The organism is Pseudomonas sp. SH10-3B, from assembly GCF_019891415.1.
Lineage (GTDB): Bacteria > Pseudomonadota > Gammaproteobacteria > Pseudomonadales > Pseudomonadaceae > Aquipseudomonas.
On record NZ_JAFLXD010000009.1, the window covers coordinates 166,694 to 177,918 of the forward strand.

Consider the following 11,225-nt stretch of genomic DNA (forward strand, 5'->3'; position numbering starts at 1 on the left):
ATGCAGCCAGGCTTTGCCGCGCCCGGCGAATGCCTCGGGAGAGCCATCATGCGTGCTGCTCAATTGAAAGCTGTATTGCCACGGGAGCTGCTCGCCTCCGTGGTTGTGTTTCTGGTCGCCCTGCCCTTGTGCATGGGGATCGCCATCGCGTCCGGCATGCCGCCGGCCAAGGGCCTGATCACCGGGATTATCGGTGGCCTGGTGGTGGGCTGGTTGGCGGGTTCGCCGCTGCAGGTCAGCGGCCCGGCGGCGGGTCTGGCGGTCTTGGTGTTCGAGCTGGTACGCCAGCACGGAATGATGATGCTCGGGCCGATCCTGCTGCTGGCCGGCTTCCTGCAGCTGGTGGCCGGGCGTTTGCGCCTGGGCTGCTGGTTCCGCGTCACGGCGCCGGCGGTGGTGTACGGGATGCTGGCGGGGATCGGTGTGTTGATTGTGCTATCGCAGATCCATGTGATGCTCGACGGTGCGCCCAAGCCTTCGGGGTTGGATAACCTGGCGGGCTTCCCATCCGCATTGGCGCAGGCTATTCCGACCTTGGGCGGCGGCCTGGGTTGGCAGGCCGGAGTGCTCGGTTTGTCGACGATGCTGGTCATGTACCTGTGGGATAAATTCCGTCCGCAAAGCCTGCGCTTCGTGCCGGGAGCCCTGCTGGGCGTTGGCCTGGCAACGGTGACCAGCCTGGTGCTGGCGCTGCAGGTCAAGCGTGTGGAAGTCCCTGAGAATCTCTCCGATGCTATCGACTGGCTGCGCCCCAGCGACCTGCTGAACCTGGCCGACCCCCAGTTGTTGATCGCCGCATTTGCCGTGGCGTTTATCGCCAGTGCCGAAACCCTGCTGTCGGCGGCTGCGGTGGACCGTATGCACAGCGGCCAGCGTTCTGATTTCGACAAGGAGCTATCTGCCCAAGGTGTAGGCAACATGCTCTGCGGCCTGGTCGGTGCCTTGCCCATGACCGGCGTCATCGTGCGCAGTTCGGCCAATGTCCAGGCCGGTGCCACCACGCGGTTATCAGCGATGTTCCATGGCCTGTGGCTGCTGGGCTTTGTCTTGCTGCTGTCGAGCGTGCTGCAAAGCATTCCGGTGGCGAGCCTGGCGGGTGTGCTGGTGTACACCGGGATCAAGCTGGTGGACATCAAGGCCTTTAAGGCGCTTGGCCGCTATGGACGTATGCCGATGTTTACCTACGCCGCCACCGCGTTGGCGATCATTTTTACCGACCTGCTGACCGGCGTGCTGGTGGGCTTTGGGCTCACGCTGGTCAAGCTGGCGCTCAAGGCCTCGCGCCTGAAAATCAGCCTGATCGACCTGCCCCAGGAGGGGGAAATGGAGCTGCGTTTGACCGGAGCGGCGACCTTCCTGAAAGTGCCGGCGCTGACCCAAGTGCTGTCGACCGTGCCTGCGGGCGCTACCGTGCACGTACCGCTGAGCAACCTGAGCTATATCGACCATTCCTGCCTGGAATTGCTGGAGGAATGGGGCCGGGCGAACGCGGCCAAGGGGTCGAGGCTGGTGATTGAGGCGCGTGGGTTGAAGCGCCGGTTGGAGGGCCGCGTCAGGACGACAACGGGGATCGGCTCGGCGCCATCAATCGGCTGAGGGAGCCGGATCAAAATGTGGGAGGGGAAAAGCCCCCTCCCACACTTCTTTTGTGTCTGATTTAAGATTTAAGCCGGCTGATCCAGCGCCAACTCCACTCCAAGCTGTCGCGACAGGCACGGCCAGCGCTTCCACGCGGCTTCAGTCTGCGGGCTTTTCAGCTGTTCGCGGTACGTCTCTACCGACTCCAGCGCAAAGCTGTCTTCGTTGAGCATTTCGTCCACCGCGTGGTGTACGGCTTCATCCAGTTGGTTGGCGAATGCTTCGCCGATCAGTTGATGAGCAATCACGTTGGCCACGGTGGTGTCTGCCGGAATCAACGGCTGGCCGAAGTGCTTGATATACAGATCGTTGACCTCTTCCACCAGCCGATGGGCCAGGTAAGCCTCGTCCAGCAGGCCGTCGAGCCCTTCATGGCCTGCCAGGATCGCGGGCGGTTGCAGGAAGAAATGTTCGGCGATTTTCAGCACCGGCTTGATCTGGCTTTCGATCCCGGCCTCGCGGGCCACGTCGTTGGCGGCGTCCAGCAGGTCCGGCACGAGGTCGATGTAGGCTGTGACAAAGCGGGTCATGACAATGTTGCGGTCACCGTCAGCCAGGGAAATGGCCGAATGCAGGTGCGGCAATTGCTCTTCCAGCTGCTTGGCTAGCTGGCCAGTGCTGGATTCGTGTTGATGGGCAAGGGAAATCTGCTCGCGCAATGCGGCGGTGTTCATGAAAGCTCCAGTGAAGCAGGCGTAGGAATAGGGAGAGCATAAGGTAGCTCGTTTATACGAGCGCCTAAGACGCATTTGTCATAATTATTTCATGGTTATGCGTGTGTGTTATATCGAATTGCCATCGATGCTCGGATAAACGATTCCGCGCCCGGTTTTATTAGCCCTTGCCACTCATTTTCGCTCATTTGCCCCTACACATTGCGGGGTTGCAGTGCGTGTCTATACTCGGTTTTGTACGCGATTAGCTGATGACGCCAGACTGCATAAGCAGGCAAGGCTAAGCGGTTGTAAGCAGTATGGAAGCCGCTCCCTTCGACGCAGGTGCAAACCGGCGGGATAACAAGAACGATAAGGGGAACCCGCAATGACGCGACATCCACATGTTTGGATGGGTCTTCTGTTGTGGTCAGTATTCGGCCAGGCGCACGCCGCCTGGACAACGAATATGGCCCCAGGGGCAACTGAAGTCAGTCACGCTGTGTTTGACCTGCACATGACCATTTTCTGGATCTGTGTGGTGATCGGCATTGTCGTATTTGGCGCAATGTTCTGGTCGATGATCCTTCATCGCCGCTCTACGGGCCAGGTCGCGGCAAAATTCCACGAAAGCACCACCGTGGAAATCCTCTGGACCGTGGTGCCCTTGCTGATCCTGATCGCCATGGCCATTCCGGCGACCAAGACCCTGATCAATATCTACGACAGCACTGAGTCGGATATCGATATCCAGGTCACCGGCTATCAGTGGAAGTGGCACTACAAATACCTGGGCCAGGACGTGGAGTTCTTCAGCAACCTGGCCACGCCTGCCGAGCAGATCCATAACCAGGCCACCAAGGGCGAACATTACCTGCTGGAGGTCGACCAGCCGCTGGTGCTGCCGGTGGGCGCCAAGGTGCGCTTCCTGGTGACGGCCGCCGACGTGATCCACTCCTGGTGGGTGCCGGCCTTTGCGGTCAAGCGTGACGCCATCCCTGGGTTCGTCAACGAGGCCTGGACCCGTGTCGAGAAGCCCGGCATCTACCGTGGCCAGTGCGCAGAGCTGTGCGGCAAGGACCACGGCTTCATGCCCATTGTGGTCGAGGTCAAGTCCAAGGCCGACTACGACACCTGGCTCGGCGAGCGTAAGGCAGAGGCCGCCAAACTCAAGGAGCTGACCTCCAAGGAGTGGACGCTGGAAGAGTTGGTGGCCCGTGGCGACAAGGTCTACCACACCACCTGCGTGGCCTGTCACCAGGCCGAAGGCCAGGGCCTGCCGCCGATGTTCCCGGCGCTCAAGGGTTCGAAAATCGCCACCGGGCCCAAGGAAGGTCACCTGAGCCTCGTCTACCACGGCAAGCCCGGTACTGCGATGGCCGCATTCGGCAAACAGCTCTCGGAAGTGGATATCGCCGCCGTGGTGACCTACGAGCGCAATGCCTGGGGTAACAACAAAGGCGACATGGTCACGCCTAGAGATGTGCTGGCCATCAAGCAGGCGGAAAGCAAATGACTTCTTTCATTGCATATGCCCCGACCCGAACCGCCCACTCGCTTGCAGGAGAACGGCCATGAGCGCTGTGATCGATGACCATGGCCACGCCAGTGACCATGCCCACGGCCCCGCCAAGGGTCTGATGCGCTGGGTGCTGACCACCAACCATAAAGACATCGGCACGATGTACCTGTGGTTCGCGTTCACCATGTTCCTGCTCGGCGGCTCGTTCGCCATGGTGATCCGTGCCGAATTGTTCCAGCCTGGCCTGCAGATCGTCGAGCCGGCGTTTTTCAACCAGATGACCACCATGCATGGCCTGATCATGGTGTTCGGTGCGGTGATGCCGGCGTTTGTCGGCCTGGCCAACTGGATGATTCCGCTGATGATCGGCGCGCCGGACATGGCCTTGCCGCGCATGAACAACTTCAGCTTCTGGCTGCTGCCGGCGGCGTTCCTGCTGCTGGTCTCGACCCTGTTCACACCGGGCGGCGGGCCGAATTTCGGCTGGACGTTCTACGCCCCGCTCTCCACCACCTACGCGCCGGAAAGCGTGACGTTCTTCATCTTCGCCATCCACTTGATGGGCATCAGCTCGATCATGGGCGCGATCAACGTGGTCGCCACCATCCTCAACCTGCGCGCGCCCGGCATGACCCTGATGAAAATGCCGCTGTTCGTCTGGACCTGGCTGATCACCGCGTTCCTGCTGATTGCGGTGATGCCGGTGCTGGCCGGTTGCGTGACCATGATGCTGATGGACATCCACTTCGGCACCAGCTTTTTCAGCGCGGCCGGTGGCGGTGATCCGGTGCTGTTCCAGCATGTGTTCTGGTTCTTCGGCCACCCCGAGGTGTACATCATGATCCTGCCGGCGTTTGGCGCCGTCAGTTCGATTATCCCGACCTTCTCGCGCAAGCCGTTGTTCGGCTATACGTCGATGGTCTATGCCACGGCGAGCATCGCGTTTCTGTCGTTTATCGTGTGGGCGCACCATATGTTCGTGGTGGGTATTCCGTTGGTGGGCGAGCTGTTTTTCATGTACGCCACACTCCTGATCGCCGTGCCAACCGGGGTCAAGGTGTTCAACTGGGTCAGCACCATGTGGCAAGGCTCGCTGACTTTCGAGACGCCGATGCTGTTTGCGGTGGCCTTCGTGATTCTGTTCACCATCGGTGGTTTCTCCGGGTTGATGCTGGCGATTGCCCCGGCGGACTTCCAGTACCACGACACCTACTTTGTGGTAGCGCACTTCCATTACGTACTGGTGCCCGGCGCGATCTTCGGCATCTTCGCCTCGGCCTACTACTGGCTGCCGAAATGGACCGGCCACATGTACGACGAAACCTTGGGCAAGCTGCATTTCTGGCTGTCTTTCGTGGGCATGAACATGGCGTTCTTCCCGATGCACTTCGTCGGTCTGGCAGGCATGCCGCGGCGGGTGCCGGACTACAACCTGCAGTTCGCCGACTTCAACATGGTCTCGTCGATTGGCGCGTTTATGTTCGGCGCCACGCAGATCTTCTTCCTGTTTATCGTGATCAAGTGCATCCGTGGCGGCCCGCCGGCGCCGGCCAAGCCGTGGGATGGCGCCGAAGGCCTGGAGTGGAGCGTGCCTTCGCCCGCGCCGTACCACACCTTCACCACCCCGCCGGAGGTCAAATGAACACGCTGATCGCATTCGCTTCAGGGGGATGTCATGGCTGACTCCGTGCCCCTCAAGCGCCTGGTGACCCGCCTGCTGATCCTGGTGGTGGCGATGTTCGCCTTCGGCTTTGCCCTGGTGCCGATCTACGACGTGATGTGCAAGGCGTTCGGCATCAACGGCAAGACGGCCGGGCAGTACGAGGGCGAGCAGGTCGTCGACCTCACGCGCCAGGTGCGGGTGCAGTTCCTGTCCACCAATGCCATCGACATGGTCTGGGATTTTTATGCCAAGGCTGACGAGGTGGTGGTCAACCCCGGCGCAGTCACCGAGATGCTGTTCGTGGCCTACAACCCCACCGATAAACCGATGACCGCCCAGGCGGTGCCGAGCATTTCCCCGGCCGAGGCGGCGATGTACTTCCACAAGACCGAATGCTTTTGCTTCACCCAGCAAGTGCTGCAGCCAGGCGAGCGCATCGAGATGCCGGTACGTTTTATTGTCGACCGCGACATGCCCAAGGATGTGAAGCATTTGACCCTGGCGTACACGCTGTTTGATATCACTGCGCGCCAACCGCCGGTGGCTGTCCGTACCGGCGGCTAGCTACTGTTTGCCCGCTCAATCAGGAGAGCGAATACATGTCGACTCATGATACGTACTACGTACCAGCGCAAAGCAAATGGCCGATAATTGCCACGATTGGCATGCTGGTCACCGTGTATGGCCTGGCCGTGTGGTTTAACGATCTGAAGGCTGCGCGCCCGGAATCCCACGGCCCATGGATATTCTTTGTTGGCGGCCTGCTGCTGGCCTACATGCTGTTCGGCTGGTTTGGCGCGGTGATCAAGGAAAGTCGCGCCGGTTTGTACAGCGCGCAAATGGATCGCTCGTTTCGCTGGGGCATGACCTGGTTCATCTTTTCCGAGGTGATGTTCTTTATCGCGTTCTTCGGTGCGCTGTTTTATGTGCGGCATATGTCTGCGCCCTGGCTGGCCGGTGAAGGCGCGAAGGGCGTGGCGCATATGCTGTGGCCGAACTTCGAGTTCGCCTGGCCGCTGCTCAATAACCCCGACCCCAAGCTTTACCCCGCGCCCGAGGGCACCATCAGCCCCTGGGGCCTGCCGTTGGTCAACACGATTTTGCTGGTCAGCTCCAGCGTGACCATCACCATCGCCCACCATGCCCTGCGCAAAGGCCATCGCGGCGCGTTGAAGATCTGGTTGGCGATTACCGTGCTGCTGGGCTTGGCGTTCCTGGGGTTCCAGGCCGAGGAATACATCCACGCCTACAAGGAGCTGGGGCTGACCCTGGGCTCCGGCGTGTATGGCGCGACCTTCTTTATGCTCACGGGCTTTCACGGTGCCCACGTGACCATCGGCACCATCATTCTGTTTGTGATGCTGATGCGCATCCTGCGCGGGCACTTCAATGCCGAGCATCAGTTCGGCTTCGAGGCGGCCAGTTGGTATTGGCACTTTGTGGATGTGGTGTGGATCGGGCTGTTTTTCTTCGTCTACGTGCTGTGAGGTGATTTACCACGGCGCGTGAGACACCAACTGGCCGCTGAAAAAGCCCCAGGCGATCAAGGCCACGGTGATCAAGGCCAGTACGACACGCACGGTCAAGGCAGTGACGAGGCGGTTGGAGTGGCCCTCGTCCTTGACCAGAAAGAACAAGCCACTGAACAGGCTCACGACAGTCGCGATCAGCATCAGGGCAATGGCTGCTTTGAGCATGGTCTGGTTCCTGGCTTGGGTGGGCATTGAGGGGATGGGCGGGCAATGAAAACAAGTATAGCCAGCGCCATGAAACGCTTTCGTCCAGGTATCGCACCGACCTTAGTGGTGATGATTCTGCTGCCGTTGATGGTGGGCTTGGGTTTCTGGCAACTGTCGCGCGGCCATGAGAAGCAGTTGCTGGTGGACAGCTATGCCGAACGCCGCGTGGCTGAGCCGATCAGCAGTGTGCAGCTCGGTGACATGGCGGACCCGGCCTTTCGCCGCGTGCATCTGCGCGGGCAATTCGATGCGGAGCACAGCGTATTGCTGGATAACCGCCTGCGTGACGGCAAGGCCGGTGTCGAGTTGCTGCAACCCTTTCATGACCAGGCCAGCGGCCTGTGGCTGTTGCTCAATCGCGGCTGGCTGCCCTGGCCGGACCGGCGTACTCCACCCGCCTTCAGCACCCCTGAACAACTGCTGAATATTGACGCCTGGGTGTACGTCGCGCCCGGCGAAACCTTCCAGTTGCATGCGGACCCTGCGACTGCGCAGTGGCCGCGTTTATTGACCGCGCTGCACCCCGCCGCACTCTGGGCTGAGCTGGGCCGCCGCGGTTTTGCCTACGAGCTGCGTGCCGAAGCCGGCCCTGCAATGTACGAAACCACCTGGCCCATCGTTGCCATGGGCCCGGAAAAACACCTGGCCTATGTAGTGCAATGGTTTGCCATGGCGTTGGCGCTGCTGGCGCTTTACCTCTACCTCGGATGGCACAACACAAAGGAGAAGCACCATGGGAGCGGCCATGAATCCACTCAACATGTCTGAGATGCCCGATCGGCGTAAAGGCCGCTGGCAGTTGCTGCTGATCCTGCTGATGGTGATCGGCCCGATGGCGCTGGCCACCTTCATGTACAAACTGCAGTTCTGGGTGCCGGACAGCCGCAGCTACCACGGCGAACTGATCGGCAACGGTCAGACCCGCGCCGATATCGGCGTGCAGGCCGACGAACAGCGCTGGCAGTTGCTGGTCACCGCCCCCACGGCGTGCGCTGCGGATTGCCAGCAACTGGTGTACCTCGCACGCCAATTGCAGATCGGCCTGGGGCGCGACGCCTCGCGCGCCAGCCATGCCCTGGCCAGTGCGCAACCGGTCGGTGCCGACTATGACGCCAAGTTGAAGGTCGAATACCCGCAATTGCAGCGCTACTCGCTGGACCTCTCGACCTTCACCAAAAACGCCGTTGCGCCGGGTGAGGCGCAGCTGTGGATCGTCGATCCCCACGGCAACCTGGTGCTGCGCTACGACACCAAGGTCAAGGGCAAGGACTTGCTCAATGATCTGCGCCACCTGCTGAAACTGTCGAACATCGGATAAGGGCATCGTCATGGCCAAACCTGGATTTCGCCTCGCGTTATTTGCCACCTTGCTTGCGCTGATTGTCGTGCTGCTCGGCGCCTATACCCGCCTGACCCACGCCGGCCTGGGCTGTCCGGATTGGCCGGGCTGCTATGGGTTTATCAGCGTGCCGCAAAGCGAGGCCCAACTGGCCCATGCCGAATTGCATTTCCCCGATACGCCGGTGGAGGCCGACAAGGGATGGGCCGAGATGACTCATCGCTATTTCGCCGGCACCCTGGGCCTGTTGATTGTGCTATTGGCGGCGCGTTCGTGGAGCCATCGCCGTGACCCGGGCCAACCGGTGAAGTTGCCGTTGTTTGTGTTGGCAGTGGTGTTTGCCCAGGCGGCATTTGGCATGTGGACGGTAACGTTGAAGCTCTGGCCGCAGGTCGTGACGGGCCATCTACTGGGCGGCTTTGCGACCTTGAGCCTGCTGTTTTTGCTGACCTTGCGCCTGTCCGGCGTGCTGCCCGCGTTGATCGTGCCCAAGCGTCTGCAATATTGGGCGACGGCGGGACTGGTGCTGGTGATCGGGCAAATCGCGTTGGGCGGCTGGGTGAGCTCCAACTACGCGGCCGTGGCCTGCGTCGACCTGCCAACCTGCCATGGCGCGTGGTGGCCGGCGGCTGACTTTGCCAATGGCTTTCACCTGACTCAGCATATCGGGCCGAATTACCTCGGCGGCCAGCTCGACAGTGAAGCGCGCACCGCCATCCACGTGACCCACCGCGTGGGTGCAGTGCTGGTCACCCTGGTGCTGCTCGGCCTGGCCTGGCAGTTGCGCGCCGTGGGCATGACGCGGCTTGCGGGCCTGCTGTTGATCGCCTTGGCCGCGCAAGTCAGCCTGGGCCTGAGTAATGTGTATTTCGGCCTGCCGCTGCCGGTGGCGGTCGGCCATAACGCCGGTGGCGCTGCGCTGCTGCTGACGCTGGTGCTGGTCAATTATCACGCGCGCACCAGTCTGGTCCGGGTGCGTGATCAACTGCTCTTCGGCTGGCGGTTCAGCCCGCGCAAACACGTATCGGGCCTCATCACCCTTAAAGGAGAGATGCCATGGCGACCTTGATCGGCGCGCGTCAGGGCCAGGCGATCTGGCGCGATTACCTGGAGCTGACCAAGCCGAAAGTGGTGGTGCTGATGCTCATCACCTCCCTGGTGGGCATGTTCCTCGCCACACGCGCAGGCGTGCCGTGGACGGTGCTGGTGTTCGGCAATCTGGGCATTGCCCTGTGTGCGGGCGGCGCGGCGGTGGTCAACCATGTGGTGGATCGGAGGATTGATTCGGTGATGGCGCGCACCCATAAGCGACCGTTGGCGCAGGGGCGCGTTTCGCCTGTCGCGGCATTGGCCTTTGCGTTGTTTCTGGCTGTGGCGGGTCTGGCCTTGCTGCTGGCGTTCACCAATCCTTTGGCGGCATGGCTGACGCTGGCTTCATTGCTGGGGTACGCGGTGATCTACACCGGTTTTCTCAAGCGCGCGACACCGCAGAATATTGTGATCGGTGGCCTGGCCGGCGCGGCGCCGCCGCTATTGGGGTGGGTCGCTGTCACGGGGCATGTCAGCGCGGAGCCGCTGCTTCTGGTGCTGATCATCTTCGCCTGGACCCCGCCGCACTTCTGGGCCCTGGCCATCCACCGCAAGGAGGAATACGCCAAGGCCGACATCCCGATGCTGCCGGTCACCCACGGCGAGCACTACACCAAGGTGCATATCCTGCTCTATACCTTCGCGCTGCTGGCGGTGAGCCTGATGCCCTACGTGATCCACATGAGCGGCCCGCTGTACCTGGCGTGCGCGCTGTTGTTGGGTGCGCGCTTTCTGCAATGGGCCTGGGTGCTGTACCGTGGCGCTCAGCCGCACGCGGCGATCAACACCTTCAAGTACTCTATCTGGTACTTGTTCCTGCTGTTTATCGCCCTGCTCGTAGACCACTACTTACTGTTGAACCTATGACTCGAACTCAAAAAACCGTCTTTATCCTGGTGGCCATCGTCGCGTTGATCATGGGCCTGACCGTTAACAAAGTCCTGTCGGGCAGGGGCCAGGGCGACCCCACTGCGCTGATCGACGCCGGCATCATCCTGCTGCCGCAAAGCCGCCAGCTGCCGCCGGTGAGCATGACCAACCAGGACGGCCAGCCGGTGCTGGTCAACGAGTTGCAAGGCAAATGGAGCCTGCTGTTCTTCGGCTACACCTTCTGCCCCGACATCTGCCCGACCACCCTCGCCCAACTGCGCCAGATCAAGAGCGAGTTGCCTAAAGAGGCTGTGGATAAGTTTCAGGTGATCCTGGTCAGCGTCGACCCGAACCGCGACACCCCGACTCAGCTCAAGCAGTACCTGGGTTACTTCGACCCGCAGTTCCAAGGCCTTACCGGTGCGAATGTGAGCGACGTGCAGAAGGTCTCGAATGCCGTGAGCATCCCGTTCATCCCGGCAGACACCAGCAAGCCCAACTACACCGTCGACCACAGCGGCAACCTCGCGCTGATCGGCCCGGATGGTACGCAGCGTGGGTTTATCCGTGCGCCGCTGAACAACCAGAAGCTGGTGGCGCAACTGCCAGGGTTGTTACAGCGCAAGTAACAGGCAACGCACAACACATGTGGGAGGGGGCTTGCCCCCGATTGCGGAGTATCAGTCGCTGCATGAGCTGACTGATCTGCCGC

General features: G+C 61.2%; 12 protein-coding genes. 10 read left to right on the plus strand and 2 right to left on the minus strand.

The genetic code is table 11. The features are described from left to right. Positions 1-48: 48 nt before the first annotated feature. Positions 49-1,596: a SulP family inorganic anion transporter gene (locus tag J1G35_RS09985; protein ID WP_053127345.1), complete on the plus strand. Its 1,548-nt coding sequence runs from the start codon at positions 49-51 to the stop codon at positions 1,594-1,596. A 68-nt stretch (positions 1,597-1,664) separates the two neighbouring features. Here the strand turns inward: J1G35_RS09985 and J1G35_RS09990 are convergent, their stop codons facing one another. Then, entirely contained in the window at positions 1,665-2,312 is a 648-nt protein-coding gene (locus J1G35_RS09990) for a hypothetical protein (RefSeq protein ID WP_053127343.1), read from the minus strand. A 367-nt stretch (positions 2,313-2,679) separates the two neighbouring features. Here J1G35_RS09990 and coxB point away from each other — a divergent pair, with 367 nt between their 5' ends. From coxB to J1G35_RS10010, 4 genes are read left to right on the plus strand one after another with little or no spacing between them, the layout of a single operon-like run. After that, positions 2,680-3,807 carry a cytochrome c oxidase subunit II gene (gene coxB, locus J1G35_RS09995; protein ID WP_223014817.1) on the plus strand — a complete coding sequence of 376 codons (1,128 nt, stop codon included), beginning with the start codon at positions 2,680-2,682 and terminating at the stop codon, positions 3,805-3,807. Positions 3,808-3,865: 58 nt separating this feature from the next. Next, positions 3,866-5,455, plus strand: a complete 1,590-nt coding sequence (gene ctaD / locus J1G35_RS10000; RefSeq protein ID WP_017849006.1) for a cytochrome c oxidase subunit I — start codon at positions 3,866-3,868, stop codon at positions 5,453-5,455. A gap of 33 nt (positions 5,456-5,488) precedes the next feature. Then, positions 5,489-6,040, plus strand: a complete 552-nt coding sequence (locus J1G35_RS10005) for a cytochrome c oxidase assembly protein (protein ID WP_223014818.1) — start codon at positions 5,489-5,491, stop codon at positions 6,038-6,040. A gap of 35 nt (positions 6,041-6,075) precedes the next feature. Beyond that, entirely contained in the window at positions 6,076-6,963 is an 888-nt protein-coding gene (locus tag J1G35_RS10010) for a cytochrome c oxidase subunit 3 (protein ID WP_223014819.1), read from the plus strand. A 6-nt stretch (positions 6,964-6,969) separates the two neighbouring features. Here the strand turns inward: J1G35_RS10010 and J1G35_RS10015 are convergent, their stop codons facing one another. Beyond that, on the minus strand, positions 6,970-7,173 hold the full coding sequence (locus J1G35_RS10015) for a twin transmembrane helix small protein (protein WP_223014820.1): 204 nt from the start codon (positions 7,171-7,173) through the stop codon (positions 6,970-6,972). 45 nt (positions 7,174-7,218) lie between these two features. On the opposite strand from J1G35_RS10015, the gene J1G35_RS10020 reads away from it, so the two are divergent. From J1G35_RS10020 to J1G35_RS10040, 5 genes are read left to right on the plus strand one after another with little or no spacing between them, the layout of a single operon-like run. After that, the gene (locus J1G35_RS10020; RefSeq protein ID WP_223014821.1) at positions 7,219-7,983 is read left to right on the plus strand and encodes an SURF1 family protein; all 765 of its coding nucleotides are present in this window, start codon (positions 7,219-7,221) and stop codon (positions 7,981-7,983) included. Continuing rightward, entirely contained in the window at positions 7,949-8,533 is a 585-nt protein-coding gene (locus tag J1G35_RS10025) for a hypothetical protein (RefSeq protein ID WP_053127331.1), read from the plus strand. Before J1G35_RS10020 ends, J1G35_RS10025 begins: the two co-directional genes overlap by 35 nt. Positions 8,534-8,543: 10 nt before the next feature. Beyond that, a complete protein-coding gene (locus tag J1G35_RS10030) occupies positions 8,544-9,623 on the plus strand; it encodes a COX15/CtaA family protein (RefSeq protein WP_223014822.1) in 1,080 nt (359 codons plus the stop codon). Then, on the plus strand, positions 9,611-10,510 hold the full coding sequence (gene cyoE, locus J1G35_RS10035) for a heme o synthase (protein WP_053127327.1): 900 nt from the start codon (positions 9,611-9,613) through the stop codon (positions 10,508-10,510). The genes J1G35_RS10030 and cyoE overlap by 13 nt, the downstream gene beginning before the upstream one ends. Beyond that, positions 10,507-11,142 (plus strand): SCO family protein, encoded by a 636-nt coding sequence (locus tag J1G35_RS10040; RefSeq protein ID WP_223014823.1) that lies wholly within the window; start codon positions 10,507-10,509, stop codon positions 11,140-11,142. Before cyoE ends, J1G35_RS10040 begins: the two co-directional genes overlap by 4 nt. The last annotated feature ends 83 nt before the right edge of the window (positions 11,143-11,225 follow it).